Raw genomic sequence first — 25368 nt, forward strand, 5'->3', positions numbered from 1 at the left:
GTAAAAGGCTTGGGTATGAGATTTTTATTTCGGCGCTTTAGTTTTTACTTTACAGCTTTTCTGATTGCGATTTCTTTCAACTTTATGTTGCCCCGTTTAATGCCGGGCGATCCGGTGGATGCCATGTTTGCGGCAGCACAGGGCAGAATGGAGCCATCACAAATGGATGCGGTACGTGAGATGTATGGCTTTGCTGACGGTAATTTGTTTGAGCAGTATATATCGTATCTGAAGAGTGTTTTTACGCTCGACTTAGGGCCATCGGTGCTGATGTTTCCGGTCAGTGTTTCTGACGTCATTGCAATGGCGCTGCCGTGGACGATGTTTCTGGCGCTTGGATCCCTGATTGTGTCATTAATTATCGGTGTCAGTATCGGGACTTACGCCTCGTATCACCGGCAGGGATTCTTTGGTCAGGTGGTGCCGCCGGTGCTTGCGTTCATCAGTAATTTTCCTTACGTCGTAACCGCTTTGCTGCTGTTTTACTTTTTGGGTTTGAAACTGTCGCTGTTACCGCTGGCTTATACCTACGACCCGGCCATTGAACCCGGACTGACAACGGAATTCATCGGCAGTGTTGCCAGACATGCTGTGTTGCCGGTGGGGTCAATGGTTGTGGTTGGCATTGCAACCTGGGTGTTTAACATGCGTAATGCGATGATCAATGTGCTGGGCGAAGATTATGTCACCATGGCTGAGGCAAAGGGCCTGAGTGGTTTCAGGGTGATGTACCGGTATGCCGGGCGCAATGCGATTCTGCCGGTGGCAACTGCGATTGCGATGGCGATTGGTTTCTCATTTGCCGGTTCCGTGATGACGGAGGTGGTTTTTAACTATCAGGGATTGGGAAATATTCTGCTCAAAGGCATTGTTGCCCGCGATTATCCGCTGATTCAGGCGATTCTGCTGATTCTGGTGACGGCAGTACTGACCGCGAATTTCATCGCCGATTTACTCTATGTCTGGCTTGATCCCCGGATTTCAAACTGAGGTGTCATATGGATAATTGCATGAATTCAGAACCATCATCCGGGCCGGAAAAAAGGACTGCTGAGCCACGTTTGTCCCGGAAAAAAATCACCAAAGTGTTTGCTAAAGTTTATGCATTTTTCTACGGCAATCCACCGGCTATTCTGGGCGGATTATTACTGACGATTATTCTGACAGCCGCTGTATTTGCGCCGGTTCTGGCCACGCATAATCCGGATAAGCGTGTTGCCCGGCCACATGTGGCACCGAATGCAGAATACATACTCGGGACAACCCGGAGCGGGCGGGATGTGTACAGTCAGGTCATTTATGGGGCAAGAAAGTCGCTCACAGTGGCGGTTTCTGCCGGCATTATTGCGATGTCACTCGCCGTCTTCATCGGTGTTTCTTCGGGGTATCTGGGCGGGAAAACAGATGAGCGGCTGAACTTTTTAACCAATGTTTTTCTGGTATTTCCACAGTTGCCGCTGCTCATTGTGCTGGCTGCCTTTCTGGGGCAGGTCAGTTCGCTGGTCATTACCCTTTTGCTCGGGGTGACGTCATGGCCATGGGGCGCGCGGGTCATCCGTTCGCAGACGATGGCGATTCGTCACAAAGAGTTCATTATTTCGGCTGAAGTCATGGGAGAGTCGAAAATTCGGATTATTCTGGCCGAAATATTACCGAATCTGACTTCGATCGTGTTTGGTGGATTTTTAGGCACGGTGATTTATGCAATGGGAGCCGAAGCCGGGCTGGGGATTCTGGGACTCGGCGATGCAACAGAGGTGAGCTGGGGCTCGATGTTGTACTGGGCACAGACCTCTTCTTCTTTATATACCGGCGCATGGTGGGAAATGCTGGTACCTGCACTGGCGCTGGCCATGACGGGGGGGGGCTCTGGCGCTGATAAATATGTCGATTGATCAGGTCAGTAATCCGAAACTGAGAACCGGGCCACACATGAAACTGTGGCGCAAACTTAAAAAAGAAGCGGATAAACGACGGGGGTTGAAATGAGTTATCTGTCCGGCAGGCCTTATTTGTCTGATGCTGCCCCGTTACTGGAAATTCGCAACTTGTGTGTGGATTATGTTTCTCCCAACGGTGTGGCCCGTGCTGTCAATCAGGTGAGTCTTTCACTGGCGCCGGGGGAAACACTGGGGATTGCCGGTGAGTCCGGCTGTGGAAAAAGTACGCTGGCTTTTGCGATCTCCCGGCTGCATAAAGCGCCGGCACTGATTTCAGAAGGTGAAATTCTTTATCAGGGGACGGATGTCCTTAAAATGAATGAGAGACAGCTGAGAAATTTCCGCTGGAATGAAGTGTCTGTGGTGTTTCAAAGTGCGATGAATTCCCTCAACCCGGTGATTACCATTGGTGAACAGTTGACGGATGTGATTCGTGCTCATAAAAAAGTGACCGCCCGGCAGGCCAGAGAGCGTGCAGCCGAACTATTGAACATCGTTGGTATTCATGCTGACCGGCTGCAGAGTTTTCCACATCAGTTGAGCGGTGGCATGAGACAGCGGGTTGTCATTGCAGTCGCGCTGGCGCTGGAGCCTAAACTCATCATTATGGATGAGCCGACTACTGCGCTGGATGTGGTGGTTGAACGGGAAATTCTCAATGAGCTTTATGACCTGAAGCGTCAGTTTGGTTTCTCGATTCTGTTTATCAGCCACGATCTGAGCCTGATGGGTGAAATTGCTGACCGTATTGGCGTGATGTATGCGGGGAATCTGATTGAAATGGGTGAGGCCCGCCATGTGTTCGGTGATCCACAACATCCTTATACCAAAGGTCTGATTTCATCCTTTCCGACCATCCACGGCCCGAAGGAGCGATTATTTGGTATTCCGGGCCATCCCGTCAGCCTGCTCAATCTTCCGCCCGGATGTAACTTCCGCGAAAGATGTCATGTTTGTGATGCCACTTGCGGGAAAAAAGAACCCGTACTCAGACAGGTTGCCAATGGCAGTCTTGTTTCTTGCCATTTACTGTAGACAGGAGAAAATCATGGACACAGCGAATCAACCGGAAGTGATCTTATCTGTCAGTCATCTGGTCAAAGATTTTCCTGTCGGCCAGTCTCTCAAGGCTGAGCTGATGCGGGCCGTCAATGATGTCTCTTTTGACTTATGCAGAGGAGAAGCTTTAGCGATTGTCGGAGAATCCGGTTCAGGAAAGAGTACCGGCGCAAGAATTCTGACCCGGATTGATGATGAAACGGCAGGTGAGATACATTTCAAAGGCCAGCCGCTGGCAGAGTTTATCCGGCAGAACGGGGCGCTGGAATATGCCCGGCAGGTCCAGATGATTTTTCAGGATCCCTTTGGTTCTCTCAATCCGGTTCATACAATTTTTCACCATATCGCCAGACCATTACTGATTCATCACCGGGCGAACAAGCGGACTGTCCATGCGCGGGTATATGAATTACTGGAACTGGTCGGCTTATCTCCGGCAAAAGAGACGGCTGAAAAGTATCCCCATGAGCTGAGTGGCGGACAGCGTCAGCGGGTCGCGATTGCCCGCGCGATAGCGGTTGACCCGGAAGTCATTCTGGCTGATGAACCGATTTCGATGCTGGATGTGTCCGTTCGTCTGGGGATTCTGAACCTGATGTCCGATTTGAAGGACAACTATGGTATTTCATTTATGTATATTACGCACGATATAGCAACGGCCCGTTACTTTGCAGAAAAGACCGCGGTGATGTACGTCGGACATATGGTTGAGTGGGGAGATAGTGACAGTGTCACTCAAAATCCGCAACACCCATATTCACAGCTGCTTCTGTCGGCGGTGCCTGAAGCAGGCAGGACCGGAAAGAGAGCGTTGTCAGCAAAAAAAGGAGAAATTCCGCTATGGAAGCCGGATAGTGTGGGGTGTCCGTTTACATCACGGTGTCTGAAAGCCAGCGAAGTCTGTGCACAATCCCTTCCCGGGCCAACGAGGGTGAGTGAGGGGCATTATGCGCGTTGTCATCATCTCTGAAAGGCGGATGACAGGAACAATTTTAAATACAGTCTATTTTTTATAGCTTAAAGAAAGCGCTTTCTTTGTGGGTCCTGTAAGCAGAAACAGGCTTTCTTTAGCCGGGAATGAAATTATGAATCTTGAGCATCAAATGAATTCAAAAACAGAAGGAAAGTTCGTTGAACTAAAGGGGGAACGCTATTATCAGATTGAAAATGTCGATCAGATGGCACCTTTTTTCATCAGTGTGGTTTCTTCAGGCGATCACTGGCTGTTTATTTCATCAGCAGGTAGTTTATCCGCGGGCCGTATCCGGCCTGAGAATGCACTTTTCCCTTATAAATCGGTGGATCATATTCACGAAAGTGCCGGGAACACCGGGCCGAAAACGATTATCTGGGTGAGAGACAAAGACAAATGGTGTATGTGGGAGCCGTTTAACTCACATCACGATCATCTGTATATCGTGACACGTAATCTGTATAAAAGCGCTCTGGGCGATAAGATTCTGTTTGAGGAAATGAACCATTCACTTGGCATGCGATTCCGCTATAGCTGGAATACCAGTGAACGTTTTGGTTTTGTTCGCCAGAGTGAACTGACGGATTTGTCTGGTTTGGATCGGGAAACGGAAGTACTGGATGGTATTCAGAATATTCTGCCATCCGGCGCACCACTGGCGGCACTGCAGACCCGGAGCGCTTTGGTTGATGCGTATAAGTGGAATGAAAAACTGCCGGAGAGTTCACTGGCTCTGTATAGCATGTACGCCAAACTGAGCGACCGTGCGGAACCGGCGGAGTCTTTAAGAGCGACCACGGTGTTTAGTGTGGATGAGGAAAGCCGCTGTATTTTGCTCTCCAGTCAACAACTGAATGACTTTCGTCACCGGCGGCCGTTGACCGGGGAGGATTTAACCCGCGGCGTCCGGGGAAGCTACTTTATCTGTAAAACCGGCTTGCTGCAGGCTTCTCAGAGCAAATCATGGATGATTGTCGCCGATATTGATAAGAGCCACAGCGATATTTCCCGGTTGAGGGCGGTGATGTCGGATTCATCCTGCCTTGCCAGCGTGATCGAAGACAGTGTTGCGTTAAACCAGAAAGAGCTGATTGACCTGATGTCCGGCGGGGATGCCTGGCAAATGACGGCAGATGAAAATACGCACGTCCATCATTATGCCAATGTGCTGTTTAATTCGATGCGGGGTGGTATTTTTGAGAATAACTATGAAATTAATAAGCAGGATCTGATCGCTACCATCGGCAGAACCAACCGGTTGATCGCAGATAAATATGCCGATTTCTTTGATTTGATGCCAGATGCCTTCACTCATGCAGATTTGATGAGTGAATTGACTGAGTCCGGTGATCCGCAGCTGATTCGTCTGGGGTATGAATATCTGCCGCTGACCTTTGGCCGCAGACATGGTGACCCGAGTCGTCCCTGGAATCATTATGAGATTAAGCTCAAAGATGAGCATGGTGAGAGATTACTGTCTTATCAGGGAAACTGGCGGGACATTTTCCAGAACTGGGAAGCGCTGGCGCTCAGTTATCCGGGGTTCATTTTTTCTTTTCTGGCTAAATTTGTGAATGCTTCCACGATCGATGGCTATAACCCGTACCGGATAACCAAAGAAGGTGTGGACTGGGAGATACTTGACCCGCAAGACCCGTGGAGCAATATCGGTTACTGGGGAGATCATCAGATCATTTATCTGCTTAAGTTTTTCGAATTAGCTGATAAGTATCAATATGACGGATTGGTGAAGCTGATGGCTCAGGACATTTTCAGTTATGCCAATGTGCCGTATGAACTCTGTTCGGTTGAAAAACTGTTTGAAAATCCGAAAGACACCGTGTCATTCAATCATGCGCTGCAACACCGGATTGAAGCACGGGTACAGCAGATGGGGAGTGATGGCCGGTTAATCGCAGACCGCAATGGTGAGGTTTATCTGGTCAACCTGACTGAGAAAATGTTGGTACCACTGCTGGCGAAACTCAGTAATCTGGTTTTGGATGGCGGTATCTGGCTCAATACACAGCGCCCTGAGTGGAATGATGCAAATAATGCGATTGTCGGCAATGGTCTGTCGATGGTGACGCTGTACTATCTTCGTCGCTACGTGAGTTTTATGCAGAAGCTGATAAAGGATATACCATCAGCCGTTGCTGTCTCGAAAGAAGTCCTGGAATGGGCATTGAATATTACCCGGATTTTACAGGATGCAACACAGGCGATTCATCAGGGAACGGTGAACCGGCAGACAAGGAAATCGATTCTGACACGGCTGGAAAAAGCGGCAGATGATTACAGACAGCGGGTCTATCACCTGAATGGCTTTTCCGGGAAAACTGTTGTTGAAACTGCTGTCTTGAGAGAGTTGCTGACATTGAGTGAGGCCGTACTGGATGCTTCCATCGCGGGTAACCGCCGCCAGGATGGTCTGTACAATGCTTATAATATTGTGACTTACAGCCGTGAAAGTTTAACGATTGACACGCTTTATCCAATGCTGGAGGGCCAGGTCGCTGTGTTGAGTTCTGGTGTTCTGACACCGGCGCAGGCTGTTGAATTGCTTGATCATCTGTTTACCAGCGAGATGTACCGTGAAGATCAACACAGTTTTATGCTGTATCCGGACAGAGATTTGAGTTCATTCCTTGAGAAAAACCTGATTCCGGCTGAATGCGTCCGGCAGAATCCGCTTCTTGTCAGCATGACAGAAAAAAATGATCGGCGGATTGTGCAGACGGATGATGCCGGAGCATCTCATTTTCATCCTGAGTTTGAAAATGCGGCTTTACTGCGTGAAGCGATTGACCGTGTCCGGAGTGACTATCCTGAACAACCCGAATGTGCCTGGCAGCAACTTGAGCAATTGTATGAAACGGTCTTTCACCATAAAGCCTTTACCGGTCGCTCCGGTACGATGTTTGGCTATGAAGGGCTGGGTTGTATCTACTGGCATATGGTTTCCAAGTTACTGCTGGCAGTACAGGAAAATTATCTGGCTGCCTGGAGACAGAATCCTGCAAGTGAGGAAACGGGCCGTCTGGCCAGTTATTACTATCTGGTTCGCGAGGGGATTGGTTTCAATAAAACGCCGGATGAGTATGGTGCATTTCCGACCGATCCCTATTCCCATACGCCGAAGCATGCGGGCGCTCAGCAACCTGGCATGACAGGGCAGGTGAAAGAAGAGATCCTGACCCGTTTTGGCGAACTGGGCCTGATGGTGAATTCCGGGCGTATTTCTGTGTCGCCAACCCTGTTGAAAGCCAGTGAGTTTCTCAGTCATTCATCTTTATTTACCTGCCTGAATTTATCCGGGGAACAGCAAAGCTACGTTTTGCAAGCCGGTCAGCTGGCCTTTACATTCTGTCAGGTGCCTTTTATTTATCAGCTGACAACAGAGCTGAGCGGGACGGTGACACTGACACTCAAAGATGAAACAACGGTGCTTTACGACTCTCTGACGCTTTCGACTGATATGAGCGCCAGTATTTTTGAACGTAAAGGTGAGATCAGCAAGGTGTTGGTCACGGTACCTGAATCGATCATGATGAAATAGCGGTATTTGTCTGACTGTTTTTTATGGTGATATTTTTGGGGAACATGTGCTGATAGATCATGTTTTTCATGACGATGCTTATCAATCACAATGACGTTTTATCATCCTGACTCCTTCGGAACAAACAATTCGTCATCATTACCCCGGCCCCACATGAGTGGGGCTTTTTTCTTATGATGGTCGACTGGCCTGATGAAGTTTGATCGGTCGGCTGAGGGATTATGAGGTGAGATTTTTGACAGACTCTCTGATGACCAGCTCAGGGATCAGTTTATGTGTAAAGGATGCTTCCCGCTTATTGACCAGCGCCAGAACCCCTTTGGCTGCTTCAACTCCCATTTCATCCACAGGGAAATTGATAGTCGTCAGTTTTGGCCGGATGTGCTGACTGTGCGTGTCGTTATCAAAGCCAACCACAGAAATATCTTCTCCGATTGATAAGCCGCGCTCTGCGGCAACGTCATACACGGCGAGGGCTATATTATCATTTTGACAAAAGATGGCGGTGATCTCCGGGTCTCTGTCGAGTAACCGGCGGGCGACTTCATGATTGCCCTGATGGTCAAAACGCCCCTCAACAATCAAATTGGCATCAAACGCAATACCGGATTCACTGAGTGCATTACGATAACCCTGCAAACGATCCCGGCTGTCACATTTGCTCAGCTGACCCGAGATACAGGCAACTTTATGATGACCATTTTCCAGTAAATACCGGGTTGCAAGATAACCACCCAGTTCATTATCAATGTAGATGCAGTGTGCTGCGATTTCAGGAATATACCGGTTCAGCAAAATGGTGGTTTCCTGTTGCCTGACGACTTCTATCAGTTCATCGTCAGAAAGGGTATCGGAATGAATAATTAATCCATCGACCTGTTTTGACTGTAAAAAATTAATTGAGTCCACTTCTTTGGTATGAGATTCCTGACCACTGGTCACAATCAGGTGAATATTATTCCGGCGAACGGTGTCTTCAGCGTGATGCATGAGAGGCCCGTAGAATGGGCCGTCCAGAGAACCAACCAGCATGCTGATGCTGTTTGACCGGCTGGAAGCGAGTGCCTGTGCAAAGGCATTTGGTTTATAACCCAGTTGCTCAATCGCATCGAACACTTTTTTCCGGTTGGCTTCCTTGACGGTCGGATGTCCGTTCAGTGCTCTGGATACGGTGGACTGAGATACTTTTGCCAGTTCCGATACTTCTTTAATTGTTATCAATGAAACGCCCTCCCGATGATGTTTCAAAGAGATATACCCAAGTAACCTCCATCCTGAGGTCACTTGGGTATAAGTTGCTGAAAATACTATTTTATACTCAAACAACCTGAAGATGCATTATTCAGCGAGTTTCCTTTACCGCCGGGTTGTTGAGGTTGTGTGTGATGCATCCGATTTTTCCGTTTCAGTCCGGCATTATGTAAATCAACCATGAAGAAAGCGCTTGCAAGAAAGCACTGCATCCACAGGTCCATTTCTGTGTCACATCACTTCGAAAGGCGGGTGCATTCCTTCAGTTTTTTCCTTGAACTGGACCTGTTTTTGATGACGCTCTGGCGCCCATCTGGATATATCTTAGCACGGGATTGAATGACTCATCAGAAGAATCATTGTCATCAGTTTGATTCGGAATGTAAATCATCTTATTGATAAAAGAAAGCGCTTTCTTTTCTGGTATTGATCACGGTTTTGATGTGTTAGATTGTTTTATAGTCATTTTTTGTCTCAGGCAGGTCGTTTTATTCTGTTATTAAGGGTAAATCGTGCTTTTTTGTTATTCCCTGGGGGGAACTGCCTGATTTTTTATAACTATAAAAGAAAGCGCTTTCTTTGTCGGGGCGTAAAAATGTGAAACATGGAGTGAATATGAAACTTTCTAATCTTACGATGGCGTGCCTGGTTGCTACGGCCAGTTTATCGGCAGTGCCTGCGGCTTATGCTGAAAAATCTGATGGGTTTGAATTTCACGGTTATTTTCGTGCCCTTGGACTTTACAGTAAAAATGACGATTTCAAACGTTCTAAATTTCCGGCCTCAAAAGAGCGTCTGGGTCGTTTGGGAATTGAATCTGACAGCCATTTTGAACTGGCTCTGCAGAAAAATTTTGAAAACGATACCGGGCAGAAAATCCGGATTAAAACTCGTGCTGGTGCGGATAATGCCAAATCCGCCGGGGTGAATCAGCTGGGTGAAAATGCGGATGCAGCAAACAGTGATATCGGCATGGTCGAAACTTTTGTTGAATTTGATGGCGTGACAGAGACCGGGACACTCTGGGGCGGCACCCGGTTTTACGGTAAAGATAACTACATTTTCATGACCGATTTTTTCTATACCGATATGTCTGGTACTGGTGTGGGGATCGAGGGCATTGAGCTGGGTGGCTATCAATGGGATTTTGCTTATGTCGCCAGTGATGATGCTGAAGGCGATTTTTGGGCAACCAATGCCAATAACCCGATGCATGCATTGCATGTTGGGGTCGATTTGGGTGGCGTTGAACTCCATGCCATGGGGAAATACCTGCCTGACAATGATGTTGACGGCACTCAATATGCAGATAACGGGCTGGAGATGACGGCTATCGTGCATACAGATCAGTTCTTTGGCCTGTCAGACAAAGGGTTTACCAAATACATTGGCCAGATAGGTAAAGGTCTGGGGTCCGGGCAACTGCTGGGCGGGACATTGACAACATATAATGCATGGAAACCAGGCAATGGTGCGCTTGAAGGTCCATCGCAAATGAAGAAAGTTGAAAGTGGTGATATTTCAGCCCGCGCTTTAATCTGGGGCGGCTACTTCTTTGAGAGCGGTGTCAGTGTTTTTCACTCAATTCAGGGGCAGTATAACGATTTGGATAACGGTGGCAAAGACAGCTGGTTGTCGGCAATGGTCAGACCAACATTTCCGGTTTCGCAAAATTTTTCTATCGTGACTGAAGCTGGTTATCAGTATAACCGCTGGGAAGATGCCAGTGGTTCAGGGGATCACGCGACCAACTATAAACTTACGGTTGCCCCGACAATTGTGGTCCCAACCGGCTTTGGTCCCGCACCTGAAATCCGCTTTTTAGCTACATATCTGGATGGGTCGATGCGGGATAAAGCCGATTTACTGGTCGGTATTCAGGCGGATATGTGGTGGTGATTTCTCTGGTCTGAGTCTCCGGTTCTGATTGAATGAATCGTTTTACACTGGGTCACAGAGGGGTGCAGTGTAACGTTCATCCGGGTCAACAGACTCTGGGGAAAACTGATATTGAGGACTAAATACCAGTTCCTGATTGTAGGTCACTCAGGCAGATATCGAACACAGACACGCATAAACCCATCCTTGGGGCTCTGCCGCGCCTTCCCTGGCGCGGAAGGTCTGCTTATCGATATCTGCCTCGTTACCAAAAGTGGAGCATATTTAGGAACAGGTATTTAGCTTTTATTGAGGAGAAGCTTTGATTGAGGAGAAACTTTTATTGAGGAGAAGCAATGGGAACGGCTCAGGCACTTAACAAACGTATGTCTATTGTTGCCCTGACATGGCCGATATTCGCAGAAGTGCTGCTCCGGACGGCGTTGGGGACGAGTGATGTCTTTATGTTGAGCAGTTATTCCGATAAGGCGGTGTCTGCGGTTGGCGTGATTACCCAGCTCACCTTCTTTCTGATCATTATCTCAGCATTTGTCAGCAGTGGCACCGGCATTCTTATCTCTCAATATAATGGCGCCGGGCGATCAGAAGAATCTTCTCAGGTTGGCGTGGCAAGCGTCATGTTATCGCTTGTGATCGGTGTGTTGCTGAGTCTGCTTGCGGTGGCCGGAACAATCTGGTGCTTACCTTATTATGGTATGGAAGCACAGGTCGAACAGTATGCCGCAGCGTATCTGTTGATTACCGGCGCGATGACTTTCAATCTGACGATCAGTATTGTACTGACAACGATTTTGCGCAGTTATGGCTATTCCCGTTCGCCGATGGTGGTTAATTTGATCAGCGGTATCTGCAATGTCATTGGAAATTATATTGCCCTGTTTCAGCCCTTTGGACTTCCGGTCTATGGTGTAGAAGGGGTCGCAGTGGCAACGGTGTGCAGTCAGGTGATCGCAACACTGATGCTCTGCTATATCCTTGCCCGCAGTGATATCCGGTTACCTTTATCCGGCTTCCGGGTCATTCCGAAGGCGATATATACCCGGATTCTCAGTATTGGCGGGATGAATGCCGGTGAGATTCTCTCTTATAATCTGGCACAGATCTGTATTACTTATTTTGTGGTGCAGATGGGGACGTCATCACTGGCTGCGTTTACTTACGCTCAGAATATTTCCCGTTTTTCTTTTGCTTTTTCCCTGGCTCTGGGACAGGCTGCACAGATACAAACCGGCTATTATGTCGGTCAGGGACGCTCCGGAGTCATTCTGAAAAAAGTGCAACGCTATTTTGTCGCCGGATTTCTGGTTTCAATGATTGTAACAGGGTCGGTTTATCTTAGCCGGGATCATTTGCTGCCACTTTTTACTCAGGATGCCGATATTTTACATCTGACCGGCAGCTTATTATTGATTTCTGTGTTTCTTGAAGCCGGCCGGGTATTTAACCTGATTTTTATCTCTGGTCTGAAAGGTGCCGGTGATATCAAATTCCCGGTCCAAATCGGCATTGTCAGCATGTGGGGAAATGGTGCTTTTCTCTCCTGGCTGCTGGGGATCTTTTGGGGGCTGGGTGTGCCCGGCGCCTGGATTGCGATGTCGGCGGATGAAATTATCCGGGGATGGATGATGATGCTTCGCTGGCGTTCAAAGGTGTGGATGAAAAGTGCCCGGTTTTAGCCGGCTTGTATGCCGGGCATGGTGCCCGGCAGTCTGAGGATTCCTAAAATCCTGCAATTGCGTCCGGCACCTGATAAATGCCCTGACGATATCTGAGAATGTGGGTGAGTTTCTGTTCGGGTTGATTAGACTGGATACATTCTCCCTGAACCATCGTCGTGGTATAACTCTGGCGGGTTGTTTTGACGATGAGCGGTGCAAAATGATCGTGCTGTTTGTTCTTGCCCATCATAATGACACTTTTGTCTGAACTGAAATCCCCGTCACAACGGCCATCATATTCGCCCCCATCACTGCTTACTTTCAGATAACTCATGACCCGGCTGACTTGCTGATGGTCATAAAAATAAAGGCTGAGTAATTCCATGCTGAAAGGATTGACGGATGATGAACCGCTTTTCAGTATTCTGACACCAAATGCTGTGGTGTTCTCATTCAGCTTATACCGGGCAGTATCCAGTTTGATCTGAGAGACGTAGATTGCATCTGAAGAGAGCGTGCCTCTTTCTGTATAGTGGCTGAGAATCTTGTTCTGTTTGACGGAGACAATAAACAGCTCCAGATCGGCATCAATGGCTTCTCTTGATTCTTCCTCATTGAATGCGGTATCGGCTTTCACTGCGATAATCGCCAGTTCCGGCCGGGCCGGCCAGATTTTGCACTGGGTGACGGTGTCATACAGCGAAACAATCCGTTGCCGTTTATCATGCAAATGTAGCCGTTCTCCGTAGTCGCCCATTTCTGCGTGTGGGTAGGCTTTCATCAGCGTATTAAGCACACCGTGGTCACAAAATCCTGCCGCGTGTGAGGCAGCGGAAAAAAGCAGAAGAAGAAAAGGAGAAAATTTCATTTGTCGTCCTGTCATGATATAAGCAAGTGGATTGACGGCAACCGGCACCCGGTTCACCCGTTTTTATCTGTTGGGTTATCACACCGGACAATAAAGGATGCTGCGATTAAAAACAACATTTTTTATTCCGGAAAAAAGGGTCAGGGCCAGTGAACCCGGCAGGGGTGGAGTGGATGAGAAAATAAACAGAAGGAAGTCCATCGTGAAAGCTGAATTTAAACCGGTTAATCCTGACAAAGATTTCTCATTTTGCGTGGCAGCCCGCAGGGATGCTTATCTTTGCAGTTTTGGCAGTGAGAAAGGATTTGAGACATTTCTGTCAGGCTATCAGGCGCGCATGTGTGAAAGGCTGACGCAGCCAGAGTGGCACTATTATCATGTCTGGGTGGATGGGGAGATCGCCGGACAACTGGAATTTCGCAATGTTTCCCCGCAACCGGAAACGGGTTATGTGAATCTGATTTATCTGCGTCCGGCATTCCGGGGCGCCGGGCTGGCTGATGAATTGCAGCAGTTTATCTGCCGGACGCTGTCTCAGGCCGGATGTAAACAGATGATGCTATCTGTCAGCCGGACCAATCAGCGGGCGCTCAGTTTTTATAAGAAATCAGGCTGGAAATATTTACGCCCGAATCCGAAACATCCGTTGACTGACTTCCTGTTGTATGTGCTTTAAAAATTAACCAGTCCTGCAAGCAATCTTGTCAAGTATGAGATTGATCCTTGCCTGCCTGTCTCAATTGTATTAATTTGCTCTGGTAATTGATACAAAGACATATTGAATTAAAATTCTCAGGGCGGGGTGTAATTCCCCACCGGCGGTATGTTCCCGGCACAGATTTTTAACCGGGAATGAGCCCGCGAGCGCCCGGTTATCCGGGGTCAGCAGATCTGGTGAAAAGCCAGAGCCGACGGTAATAGTCCGGATGAGAGAGAATTAAAGCACGCTACACACTGGCCGGTACCGGTTCGGGTGTAGTGCATGTTTGTTTTATCCCTCAAGATCTGCCCTGATTCTGGTCATAAAAATAACTGGAGTAAACCATGAATCAGATTTCTCTTCTCGCCGGTTTCGGCGATCCGCTTACCCGTGTTGAAAATGCCTTGTCTGCTTTGCGGGCTGGTCAGGGTGTTTTATTGCTTGATGATGAAGACCGGGAAAATGAAGGCGATATTATTTATTCAGCCCAGCATATCACCGCACAACAAATGGCGCTGATGATCCGTGAATGTACGGGGATTGTCTGTCTGTGTCTGACAGAAGCGCATGCAAATCAGCTTGAATTACCACCGATGGTAGAAAAAAATAACAGTGCGAATCAAACCGCTTTCACAGTCACGATTGAAGCGAAGCGTGGTGTGACAACAGGTGTGTCTGCTCAGGATCGTGTGACGACAGTCAAAACGGCGATTCATCCACAGGCGAAGCCATCAGACCTGGCCCGTCCCGGCCATGTTTTCCCGCTCCGGGCGAAAGCCGGTGGTGTCATGACCCGCAGAGGGCATACTGAAGGGACGATTGATTTGATGAAGCTGGCCGGGCTGCAACCCGCAGGGCTTTTATGTGAGCTGACGAATCCGGATGGTACGATGGCGAAAACGCCGGAGATCGTTAAGTTTGCTCAGTCACATCAAATGCCGGTTCTGACCATTGAGGATATTGTGTTATATCTGACACAAATGAATCAGAAATCCGCCTGATCAAAGGGATTTTCATTGCAGGTAAAAAAACAGCGCTTTTGGGCGCTGTTTTTTATGGCTGAGAATCAACAAATCCGGCAGAAAGGGTATGTTGCCGGGAATCATATGCTTTTCGGCAACGTTGGCCTGCCCGCAACAGCCGTTGTTTATATTTTAAACTGATTGACGATAGACACCAGAGACTGATTGATTTTTGTCACTTCTTCAGCGTCTTGCAGCACTTGTTTACCATTGCTGTCTAACTGGACGACAATGTCGCTGATGGCGGTCATATTCTGACTGAGTTCCTGAGTCACGCTACTCTGTTCTCTCGCGGCTGTTGCGATTTGAGAACTAAGCTCGCTGATTTCATCGACATAGTTTGTCATGGTTTCGAGGCTCTCTGCGACTTGCCCTGAGCTGTCAGCAGTTTCCTGACACCGGCCTTTGGTATTGTCCATCGAGCTGACCACAAACTTCGTTCCTTTTAACAGGTTTTCGAGTGCCGTTTCAATTTCCTCTGTGCTGCTTTTGGTTCTGCTGGCCAGGTTTCTGACTTCATCGGCAACAACAGCAAAGCCACGGCCTTGCTCTCCGGCACGGGCTGCTTCAATGGCTGCGTTAAGCGCCAGCAAATTGGTCTGTTCAGCAATATCACCAATCACCTTGAGAATAGAATTAATGTTTTGTGTTTCATCATTCATTGTCTGAACATCGTCGACTGACTTATTCACATCGGTAATTAATGCCGACACCGTCTCCTGAGATTGTGTCACTATCTTGCGGGACTCGATACTGGTTTCATTTGCTTGCTGGGTCAGATTTGCTGTATTTGCTGCATCGGTTGCCATTGCATTGGCAGTGGCGTTCATTTCTTCGATCGCAGCGGCAATCTGTTCCGTTTCTGACACGTGGTTTTGGATAATGTCGCTGTTTTCCCGGGAGCGATTCCGCATTTGTTCCGCATTGCCCTGCAAAGAAGTGGTGGCGCGGGTAATCTCAAGCATCATATTTTGCAGATTCTCGATGAACTTGTTCACTCCCTGAGAGATTTGACCAAGTTCATCATCGGTGTCAACTTTCAGTCGCTGAGTCAGGTCTGCATCGCCACTGGAGAGGCTTAAAACCGTTTCTTTCAGGGAAAGTACAGGCCGGTATATCATCTGGATGAGTGCGTAAGCTGCAAGTACACTGATAATCACAGCAATCGTTGTCACAAGAATCGCACTGTTTCTGGATTGTGCGAGTTCGGAAAATGCGACGGATTCACTCAGCCCGATGGCAAAATACCAGTTTTTATCTCCGGCCTGAATCCGGTGCGAGAAGAGAATTTTGTCTTCTCCGTCGAGTGTGTAGTTGATTGTGGCACTTTGCTGGCTGAGTGCTTGTTGTGCAGCTTCTTTCAGCCATGGAAAGTCGGTCGCTTTTTCTCCGGTTTTGACAGCCTTGGATGAAGAGGCCAGTACCGTTGAATCCTGATTAAGAATTAATGCCACAGCCCCCGGCATATCATTCACACTTTTCACAATATCATCGAGAAAATCCAGCGTCATATCTGTCATGATTGCTCCGCCTTTCATTTTTTCAATGATCGTGATCCAGTAGCTGTCACCGGCACCGGAATAGGGTTCAGTGACGGTGACTCCGGGCGCATTACGCCCGTCCTGATACCATGATTTTGTGCGTACATCGACGGCTAACTTATGATTGGGCCAGGATTTGGCAGTCTGGTTCCAGTATGCATCTCCGGTTTCCAGTGCAATCACTGCACTGGGCAGGTTCATCGCATTGGCCAGAAATTTTGTCTGTTCTATCAGGGCCTCTTCTGTCCCCTGAAGTGGTTTATTCTTGTACTGTGTAGCGAGCTTATGAATACCGTTGACTTTTTCGCTAATCATCGTTTCGATGACTGCGGCTTTTGAAGACGCGTATAACTGACTTTCACGCTTGATCGTGTTTGTCAGTATATCTTTTCCCTGTAAGTAGAGAACCATACTGGATAAAGACACAGAGAGTCCTACCAGCAGTATGACAAACAGAAGTAGTAATTTTTTCAGTCCAAGTCTTTTCATAAAAATTAATTCCATTTCCATTTTTTCGTACAATCGTATGACATGTTTTTTTTCAATGGTTTATTGTAAAAAATCACTGGTGATATTAAGTCTGTTGCAAAAAATATATGTTGAGCCTATTGATAATTATCATACTCATGTTGAAAAACATACAAATTTTGCAGTTCTGATTTTGTATCTTCAGGGAATTTGTTATTGAAGTAATCATAGTATATGTAGCTGCAGGGAACACAGGCACATTGTAAATGAGCTGGCGAAAGCCCGGTTATCCGGGGCTGACAGCGATGGTGGAAAGCCAGTGCTGAACGATGATAAACCAATCAACACTGTTTTTGATGCAGCATCGCACGGTCTGTTAATCCGTACCTTGCGCAGAAACCAATCTATTCCGGGCCAGCAGCCTCTGGCTGGACAGGCATCTTGAGGTTATCCGGAGAGACACACATTGAGTGATTTTTTGTGTATTTCGATGATGAGATGATCTCCCTGAAAGGGTTCACCATCAACCACATAGTCAAATACATGATCTGCCTGAATTTCAACCCGTTCAGCGGTTTGATAACGAAAGTGTTTTGGTGTGTCCTTAACACCTAATGCAGAGAGTGTGATATCGGATAGTGCTAAGATACGTCCGCTGACCGTATTTGATTCATCAAGATAAGTCATATGAAGCAACCCATCTTCAGGTGTCGGCTCACTGCCACCTTGTGCTAAAACGGTTGTAAAAGGAGCTGTATTTGCGATGACCAGACTTCTCACCGTCAGTTCTTTTTTGGGTTGGTCATCAATCTGATAGGTAAGCTCTGTTGCTTTATCTTCAATAATGGCATTGAAAAAACCACTCAGGTAGGCGATTTGACCTTTTGCATTTTTTTCTTCACGCTGGGAGTATTCGATCATTTGTTGCTCAAAACCGATACCTAGCACTAAAAGCATTAAAGAATCGTTGCAGTAGGCTGTGTCAATTTTTTTTGTCTGTCCGGACAGTATCGCTGCACATGGTTTACCAACCGGGTTGGCTTTCGTTTCGATCCCGTACAAAACGTGACACAGTGCATTGGCAGTGCCAAACGGGATCATACCCATGCGCGTATCACTGCCGTTAAGCACGCTTGCTACTTCCGATAAAGTCCCATCGCCGCCCGCTGCTATCACAAGCTGAACGTCATCAGAAATGGCTTCTTTGGCCAAATCATTTGCAGATAAACCGGGTTCAGTGCAGCGGATGATCAAGCGATATTTTTTGGTTAATTCGTGGATGAGTTGTCGTTGATATATTTTCCATTTGCCACCACCAGCGACGGGATTGGCGATTAACCATGCAGGAGAATCAAGTTTTAACAGGCCTTGTGACTTCATGCTTTTCAGGATGGATACCTGATAAGAGTTCAGCCGGGCCGTGCTTCTCACATCGTTTAATTGTTTCAATACCTGTTCGACACTTAATGTTGTGTCTTTACTCAGGAGATAAGCTGCGACCACAAAGACAGAACGTCCTCTTCCCAGTGCACAATGAACGACAACAGACTCGGACCGGGAAACATGTAAATCAATCCAGTTCAGAGCATGTCTTAATCTGTCAGATTTTGGAGCTTTGTGATCCAGAACGGGAATATTTAAATAATCAAACTGTTTATCAGATACAGCGCTCTCCAGACCGGCAAACTCAGCGGTTACATCAACAATAGACGTAATATCTCTGCTTGATAGTTCATCCAGCTCAGAGCGGAGTAAACGACGGGATACATATAAATGAGACGTGATTTTATGGATTGCCGGGACAGGGTCATGTGCTCTGGCCCAAAAATTGTAGGCCTTGACACCGAGTAAAAATGGTATGAATGCCCAGCGGATCCACCAGGTCAGTTTTCCATCTTCTGATTTTTTAAATATGGATGGAATATCGTACAAATAGGCGACCACAACCAAAGCGAGTGAAGTGCCTGTCCATACTAAAGCAATACTGGTTGCTATATTGGGGGCAAATACCGCACCAATAAAACAAGAGATTGCAATCAGCAGATAATATTTAACAATAAACATATTGTGATGCCTCACTTAACTGATCATTGTGTATCAATAAGAGAATTGAGTTTATATCGCTTCAGTATTGATTATCAGACAACTGGTCGTTTCTGATTATGTAAGAACAGCTTAAGCAATTTCTTCCGGACAGTCACGATAAATCCCTTTCAATTCAATCTGCTGACAATTTCTGACAATCCTTTCGGCTAATCTTGCTTTCGGCTAATTTTTCTTTTGGCTAACTTTGACGGACACACTGAAGAGGCACAATGATGAATCAGACAATATCCGCAATGAGCAGGGATAATGAACGGGAATGGTATGATACGCCATACGCAGGGGTACGTTTTAGCTGGTTGTCGGAACATACAGAACCGGGAAGAGCGGCGGTGCTCAGGTTCGAATGCGGTGGCAGGCTCCCGGTCCATTATCATCCGGGATGGGAACAGATTTTTATTCTGGAAGGACAATTTCAAATTAACGATCAAATTTTCAGCCGGCACGATTTTGTTTTTCTGTCAGCCGGTACCCGGCACAGCGTAGAAGCACTCACGGCAGGATCCTATCTTACCCTCGCTGAAAAAGAAGGGGTGGACATCGGTTGAATGAAAGATAATACCATTCTAAGTAACTTTCTGATCTGGATATATCTGGTTCCGCAAACCGCTCAAGCCATCCATGGGCGCTTCAACAAGGGCATCCATGCCCTTGTATGTTTGCTCCACCAGACACATCCAGATGATCAGTTTATTTTCCAGATTGGTATAAACACACTCTGGGCTGCATCTCCTGCTCAGATTGTGAAACCTGCCAGACTTTCCTTGCTTTTTCTCCACACAATCTTGTTGTGGATCATCTCTGAAAAATATTTTCTACAAATAATATCTGTATAAGATTATTTTTCTTTAATTGCATTATCTTAGAGTAAATTATGTGATTTTTTTCTTCTTTTTCAGGCGTATGCTGATCGTCAATCAGTGAGTTCAGGCTGCATAAAAATAAGAATATCCCCAAACCATCTGAATCATGCATTCTCAGGTTGTTCGGGCTTATCTCCGGCATGAAATGCCGACCCTACAGTGCAAGGTTGTAATCATGACAGAAAAACAAAAAAAATTTGGCCTTTGGTCGATTGTTCTCCTCGGTTTTAATTCAATTATTGGTTCCGGTATCTTTTTGCTTCCGGCATCACTTTACAAATTTGCTGGTGACTGGTCCGTTGCGATTGTATTTATCACTGGTGCTTTAGTGGCAACCATTGCTTTGTGTTTTGCTGAAGCGGCCGGCTATTTCAGTAAAAATGGTGCAGCTTATGTTTATACCAAAGAAGCCTTTGGCAAATTTGCCGGTTTTGAAGTTGGCTTCCTGAAATGGTTTATGCAGTGCATTGCCTGGGCGGTGATGGCGGTTGCTTTTAAAAATATTTTATCCGCTACCTTTGGTTTCTCCGGCAACTTACCGCTTTGTTATCTGATTGTGACCGGGACTGTCGTGTCGTTGACTGTGCTGAATCTCTCTGGGGTGAATGCGGCAAAAATAGTCAATAACCTCTCGACTATTGCCAAAATGTTGCCGCTGGTCTTCCTGATTGTGACTGGCATCTGGTTCATCCATCCGGAAAATATTATGCCCGGCAATGCATCACAGGCACATTATTCTCTGGGTTCTGAAACACTGACTTCTGCACTTGTACTTGCCTTCTATTCATTTACTGGTTTTGAAACATTTGGTACGGCTGCCGAAGATATGGAGAATCCCAGAAAAAATTTACCCCGCGCTATTTGCATTTCTCTGGGGATAGTCATGATGTTTTATGCGTTGGTCATGGCTGTGACTGTCGGGGTGTTGGGCGAATCTGTTGCTGAATCGAATACGCCTCTGGCTGATGCAGCGCAGGTAGTTGCAGGAGATTTTGGTTACTGGTTGATCACAATTGGCTCCATTATTTCAATCGGCGGGATTAATGTGGCGGCATCATTCCATATTCCGCGGGCACTGCTGCCGCTGGCTGATGACCAGATGATCCCGACATTTTTTGGCAGAAAAAACCACAATGATGTTCCCGTGGTCGCTATTCTGGCTTCCTGCATTGTGACGGTACCGATTGCGCTGAGTGGGTCATTTGCCCAGTTAGCGATGTTGTCTGTGGTTGCCCGTTTTGTTCAGTACATTCCCACCTGCCTGAGTGTGCTGGTCTTCAGACATCGTTTTTCAGGGAACGCCGAAGCACAGTCTTCGTTTAAAGCGCCATGTGGCTGGCTGATGCCGGTGGTTGCGGTTGGTCTTTGTCTGTATCTGCTTGCAGACCAGCCACCAGTAAAGATTGTCGTTGGTTTAAGTTTTATGGCACTGATTTCTCCTTTCTTTTTGATGGCGCAGAAGAAAGCGAAGCAGATGAAAGAAGTCAACGCCTGATTTCGGGAGAGGACTGGTTATGATTACCTCAATCAAGCATGAAATAATTGATGAATCTCTGGCAGAAGATGCTGTCAGGTGGCGCAGAGATTTACATCAGATACCTGAATTGCGGTTTGACTTATACCGCACGCAAAAATATCTGACGAATTTACTCGACACATGGGACGTGACTTATGACACAGGCTATGGTGTAACAGGTTTGGTCGTGACCTTGTGTGGCACCAGACCCGGTAAAACAATCGCTTTTCGTTGTGATATGGACGCACTGCCGATGCGTGATGAATCCGGTGCTGCGTGGGCATCCCGGATGGATGGTTGCTCTCATGCCTGTGGCCATGACGGACATATGGCCGTCATGCTGGCCGCCATTCGTCATTTATCGCTTCATCCTGATTACTGTGGTTGTGTCAAAGTGTTGTTCCAGCCTTGTGAGGAAACCGGGCAGGGGGCAAAGGCGATGATGAAAGACGGATTGTATGAAGCGCATCCGTATTCTGAATTGTATGGTTTTCATAATATGCCTCGTTTGCAGGATAAAACCGTGCAGTTGCGCTACGGAGCAATTACCGGTGGCGGAGAGAGTTTTTCGCTGTCTGTCCACGGTAAAAGCGGCCATAGCTCGGTGCCACATCAGTGTATCAATCCGATTAGCGTGGTGTGTGAAATCGTCAGTGGCTGGGACAAAATCACGCAGGCAATTCAACATGATATGGCAATTATCGCAACCTGTAAGATTGAAGGCGGAACCGCGGTGAATGGCATCCCGCAGCAAGCTTTTTCAGCTGGAACGATGCGTTATTTTGAGGCGCATATTGCCGATTACATGAAAGAACAGATGCACAGTATTGCTGAAAAAGTCTGCCGGAAATATGGCGCGACTTATGACTTACTGTTTGAAGTGTTGTGTCCGGCCACCATTAATACCATCGATCACAGTGATGTTGTGGCTGAGTGTGCGCGGCGAATTTATGGTCAGGAACATGTGTTGACTGATGTTGCGGCTTCCCCCGGTGGCGAAGATATGCAATTCTTTGTTAATGATAAGGTTGAAGGTGTTTGCTGGTTTATGGTCGGAACAAAAGGAACCAATCTTCACACGGCGACTTTTGATTTTGACGATACATCACTGCGTGACATCGCCAGTCTTATCGTGAATATTGCCCGGCATCGTCTGGGCGGAAAAGACAAAGACAGGATTTAAGCAATCATGTTTATGGATGACATCAAAATTTATGGATAAAAAGAAGAGAGAACATATGAAATTAACCATGAAAAACTCAGTATTGGCAATGACACTCCTGACCTGTATGAATGTATTTGCTGCACCGGTTTATTTTAATTCTGAAGAGGGCATGAATCGCTTGCTGCATGCGGATCACCGTTCAGATTTTCCCCGTCTGGCTAACTATTACGAAGCGCAGGAAAACAAAGTGTTCTGTGGCGTTGCCACGATTACCATTGTGCTGAATGCCTTGAAAGTGAAAGCGCTGGACCAGGCCACGGAGATTCCTTACGACACCACACTGGTCGGTTCTGATGAGAAAGGGTATTTTCCGTCCAAAAATAACTGGCAGCCTTATTTCCACCGGTACACCCAGAGAACCGTGCTGACGCACTCACCCAAAAGTCGTCTGGAAATTATGGGTAAACCCACTGCTGAGTTTGATTTTGTTGATTATGGTTTGCAACTGGCACAGTTTACCGACATGGTGAAATCAAATGGCGTGCATATCCGCACGGTTGAGCTGGCGAAGCTCGACAACCCGGCAGCGGTAAAAGCAGACATGATCCGGGCGCTGGATAAAAAAGATAACTATCTGGTTGCCAACTATAGCCGCAAGTCTGTTGAACAAAAAGGTGGCGGTCATCTTTCTCCGGTCGCGGCTTATGACAGTCAATCGGATTCATTTCTGGTTCTGGATGTCAACAGTGCCAAATATCCGTGGGCATGGATTGATGCTGATAAATTCATTCAGGCGATGCACACCAAAGATGTCAGTGCGTACCGGGGATATGCGGTGATTTCAAACTGATTTCAGGCTTCTGATACGGCTTTTATGGCGGTCTGATCATACCCGACAGGCCGCTTCGCCCAACAATCAATTCTCGCTGAACAAGCATCCTGGGATCTCCCGGGTATAGATAAGCGACTCATCTGATGAGCATCGCAGCGGGTTTTTATTGCCCGTATTTTGTAAAAAACGAAACACGTAAAAACAAAACACAAAGAACAGAGCAAAAGGAATGAAAGCATGAAAAAAATCATTGATTCACCAGCGGCTCCTGAAGCCATCGGTCCATATTCCCATGCAACAGGGTTTGACCAGCTGATTTTCACCTCGGGCCAGTTACCTGTCGACCGGGCAACCGGCGCGGTGGCAGAAGGCGGGATTACCGGGCAGAGCATTCAGTCTCTTGAAAACCTGAAACATGTGATTGAAGCCGGAGGAGGCACTATCGACACGGTTTTAAAAACCACGTGTTATCTGGCTGATATCAATGATTTTGCGGCATTTAACGCCGTTTATGCGGATATTTTCCAGTCGGATTGTCCGGCAAGAAGCTGCTTTGCTGTGAAAGATCTGCCGCTGGGCGTTCTGGTTGAAGTGGAAGCCATTGCACACAAAGCATGATCTGAGCAAGATCGGGAGACATTATGAAAAACACATCACATCAACAACTGATTGAACTGATCAGAAGAGCGGTGAAACCGGCACTGGGTTGTACGGAGCCTATTTCAGCGGCCTATGCGGCGGCGGTTGCGATGCAGGCATTTGACAGCAGAACCCCGGACCGGCTGGACGTGTATGTGTCTGGTAACCTGTATAAGAATGCGATGGGTGTGTTTGTGCCGGGCACCGGAAGAACCGGACTGCATATCGCTTCTGCAACCGGGGCGCTTGCCGGTAAAGCCGAAAAAGGGCTGGAAGTGCTGGCAGATATTACCGCCGGGGATGTGGAAAAAGCGCAGCGTCTTATTGATGAGGATCGGATCTTTGTGCATCAGGCACAGACGGATGAATTTATTTACTGTTCAGTCACCGCGACCTGCAACGATATAGAATCATCGGTGACGATTTGTGGCAGCCACACCAATATTGTCAGTCAGTCTGTGAATGGGGTTGCGACCTTTATTGCTGAGAGCGATACGAAGGCAGAAAACAGTTTGAGTCCGGGAGATATCGGGATCGATATCAAGACTATCTATACCTTTGCAACGGCAGTTAATTATGACGATATCCGCTTTATCCTTGATGCGGCGACACTCAATACGTCACTGGCTGAAGAAGGGATGAAGAATCATTATGGGTTAGCTGTTGGTAAAACGATTCAGGAGAACATTCAGTCCGGTATTTTGTCGGATGATTTGAATAACCGGGTGCAAATGTATGCTGCTGCTGCATCAGATGCAAGAATGGGCGGTGCAACTTTACCGGCAATGAGTAACTATGGCAGCGGAAATCAGGGGATTGCCGCGACCATGCCGGTGACTGTCGTGGCACATCATTTCGGCGCGGATGATGAGCAACTGGCCCGTGCACTGGTCATGAGTCATCTCAGTGCGATATATATCAAGTCACATTATCCGCCGTTATCCGCATTTTGCGGAAACACCGTGACCAGCGCTGCGGCAGCGATGGCAATGGTTTATCTCAGTGGCGGCAGTTTTGAACAATGCTGTTACGCCATCCAGAATGTGCTGAGTGACAGCTCCGGCATGGTGTGTGATGGGGCCAAATCTTCCTGTGCACTGAAGGTTTGTACCGCATCGGGTGTCGCCGTCAGGGCATTCCTGATGGCTATTCAGGATAAAGTTGTGACCGGGCAGGGTATTGTGGCGCATGATATTGAGCAGACGATCAGAAATGTCGGGCAACTGGTCAGCCATGGTATGGCCGATACGGATGTGACCATTCTGGAAATTATGTCGGCCTGAGAATCAAAAAAATTTTTAACCCCGGATCA

18 protein-coding genes, 1 pseudogene and 1 riboswitch are annotated in these 25368 nt (G+C 47.4%); of the genes and pseudogenes, 15 read left to right on the forward strand and 4 right to left on the reverse strand.

The window, feature by feature from the left end; all coding sequences use genetic code 11:
* The first annotated feature begins 15 nt into the window (after window positions 1-15).
* From OCV29_RS07615 to OCV29_RS07635, 5 genes and pseudogenes are all read left to right on the forward strand, one after another.
* Window positions 16-990: an ABC transporter permease gene (locus tag OCV29_RS07615; protein ID WP_073605825.1), complete on the forward strand. Its 975-nt coding sequence runs from the start codon at window positions 16-18 to the stop codon at window positions 988-990.
* Window positions 991-998: 8 nt separating this feature from the next.
* A pseudogene (locus OCV29_RS07620) lies at window positions 999-1989 on the forward strand (ABC transporter permease).
* Window positions 1986-2975: an ABC transporter ATP-binding protein gene (locus tag OCV29_RS07625; RefSeq protein WP_073605826.1), complete on the forward strand. Its 990-nt coding sequence runs from the start codon at window positions 1986-1988 to the stop codon at window positions 2973-2975. The pseudogene OCV29_RS07620 and the gene OCV29_RS07625 overlap by 4 nt, the downstream one beginning before the upstream one ends.
* 13 nt (window positions 2976-2988) lie before the next feature.
* Window positions 2989-3969: an ABC transporter ATP-binding protein gene (locus OCV29_RS07630; RefSeq protein ID WP_073605827.1), complete on the forward strand. Its 981-nt coding sequence runs from the start codon at window positions 2989-2991 to the stop codon at window positions 3967-3969.
* Between the two features lie 115 nt (window positions 3970-4084).
* Complete coding sequence (locus tag OCV29_RS07635) at window positions 4085-7531, forward strand: hypothetical protein (RefSeq protein ID WP_073605828.1); 3447 nt, start codon at window positions 4085-4087, stop codon at window positions 7529-7531.
* A gap of 219 nt (window positions 7532-7750) precedes the next feature.
* Here the strand turns inward: OCV29_RS07635 and OCV29_RS07640 are convergent, their stop codons facing one another.
* Window positions 7751-8752, reverse strand: a complete 1002-nt coding sequence (locus OCV29_RS07640; protein ID WP_073605979.1) for a LacI family DNA-binding transcriptional regulator — start codon at window positions 8750-8752, stop codon at window positions 7751-7753.
* Between the two features lie 645 nt (window positions 8753-9397).
* Between OCV29_RS07640 and OCV29_RS07645 the strand changes: the two genes are divergently transcribed.
* Window positions 9398-10681 carry a carbohydrate porin gene (locus OCV29_RS07645; RefSeq protein WP_073605829.1) on the forward strand — a complete coding sequence of 428 codons (1284 nt, stop codon included), beginning with the start codon at window positions 9398-9400 and terminating at the stop codon, window positions 10679-10681.
* A 335-nt stretch (window positions 10682-11016) separates the two neighbouring features.
* Window positions 11017-12357, forward strand: a complete 1341-nt coding sequence (locus OCV29_RS07650; protein WP_073605830.1) for an MATE family efflux transporter — start codon at window positions 11017-11019, stop codon at window positions 12355-12357.
* A gap of 43 nt (window positions 12358-12400) precedes the next feature.
* On the opposite strand, the gene OCV29_RS07655 is transcribed toward OCV29_RS07650, so the two are convergent.
* A complete protein-coding gene (locus OCV29_RS07655) occupies window positions 12401-13207 on the reverse strand; it encodes a PA3715 family protein (RefSeq protein ID WP_073605831.1) in 807 nt (268 codons plus the stop codon).
* A gap of 202 nt (window positions 13208-13409) precedes the next feature.
* Between OCV29_RS07655 and OCV29_RS07660 the strand changes: the two genes are divergently transcribed.
* Window positions 13410-13883, forward strand: coding sequence for a GNAT family N-acetyltransferase (locus tag OCV29_RS07660; RefSeq protein WP_073605832.1), 474 nt, complete (start codon window positions 13410-13412; stop codon window positions 13881-13883).
* Window positions 13884-13991: 108 nt separating this feature from the next.
* A riboswitch (FMN riboswitch) is annotated at window positions 13992-14149 on the forward strand.
* A 102-nt stretch (window positions 14150-14251) separates the two neighbouring features.
* Window positions 14252-14908 carry a 3,4-dihydroxy-2-butanone-4-phosphate synthase gene (ribB, locus tag OCV29_RS07665; protein WP_261887382.1) on the forward strand — a complete coding sequence of 219 codons (657 nt, stop codon included), beginning with the start codon at window positions 14252-14254 and terminating at the stop codon, window positions 14906-14908.
* 146 nt (window positions 14909-15054) lie between these two features.
* Here ribB and OCV29_RS07670 read toward each other — a convergent pair whose 3' ends face one another.
* Both OCV29_RS07670 and OCV29_RS07675 read right to left on the reverse strand, forming a co-directional pair.
* Window positions 15055-16959, reverse strand: coding sequence for a methyl-accepting chemotaxis protein (locus OCV29_RS07670; protein ID WP_073605980.1), 1905 nt, complete (start codon window positions 16957-16959; stop codon window positions 15055-15057).
* Window positions 16960-17385: 426 nt separating this feature from the next.
* On the reverse strand, window positions 17386-19002 hold the full coding sequence (locus tag OCV29_RS07675) for a diacylglycerol kinase family protein (RefSeq protein ID WP_073605834.1): 1617 nt from the start codon (window positions 19000-19002) through the stop codon (window positions 17386-17388).
* Between the two features lie 251 nt (window positions 19003-19253).
* On the opposite strand from OCV29_RS07675, the gene OCV29_RS07680 reads away from it, so the two are divergent.
* The 6 genes from OCV29_RS07680 to OCV29_RS07705 all read left to right on the forward strand — a co-directional run bounded on the left by OCV29_RS07680 (window position 19254) and on the right by OCV29_RS07705 (window position 25339).
* A complete protein-coding gene (locus tag OCV29_RS07680) occupies window positions 19254-19589 on the forward strand; it encodes a cupin domain-containing protein (RefSeq protein WP_073605835.1) in 336 nt (111 codons plus the stop codon).
* Between the two features lie 490 nt (window positions 19590-20079).
* A complete protein-coding gene (locus OCV29_RS07685; protein WP_073605837.1) occupies window positions 20080-21399 on the forward strand; it encodes an APC family permease in 1320 nt (439 codons plus the stop codon).
* Window positions 21400-21418: 19 nt separating this feature from the next.
* Complete coding sequence (locus OCV29_RS07690) at window positions 21419-22603, forward strand: M20 metallopeptidase family protein (RefSeq protein ID WP_073605838.1); 1185 nt, start codon at window positions 21419-21421, stop codon at window positions 22601-22603.
* Between the two features lie 55 nt (window positions 22604-22658).
* On the forward strand, window positions 22659-23435 hold the full coding sequence (locus OCV29_RS07695; protein ID WP_073605981.1) for a phytochelatin synthase family protein: 777 nt from the start codon (window positions 22659-22661) through the stop codon (window positions 23433-23435).
* Between the two features lie 219 nt (window positions 23436-23654).
* Entirely contained in the window at window positions 23655-24035 is a 381-nt protein-coding gene (locus OCV29_RS07700) for a Rid family detoxifying hydrolase (RefSeq protein ID WP_073605839.1), read from the forward strand.
* 23 nt (window positions 24036-24058) lie between these two features.
* Window positions 24059-25339 (forward strand): L-cysteine desulfidase family protein, encoded by a 1281-nt coding sequence (locus OCV29_RS07705; RefSeq protein ID WP_073605840.1) that lies wholly within the window; start codon window positions 24059-24061, stop codon window positions 25337-25339.
* Window positions 25340-25368 lie beyond the last annotated feature (29 nt).

It is taken from the genome of Vibrio aerogenes (assembly GCF_024346755.1).
Lineage (GTDB): Bacteria > Pseudomonadota > Gammaproteobacteria > Enterobacterales > Vibrionaceae > Vibrio > Vibrio aerogenes.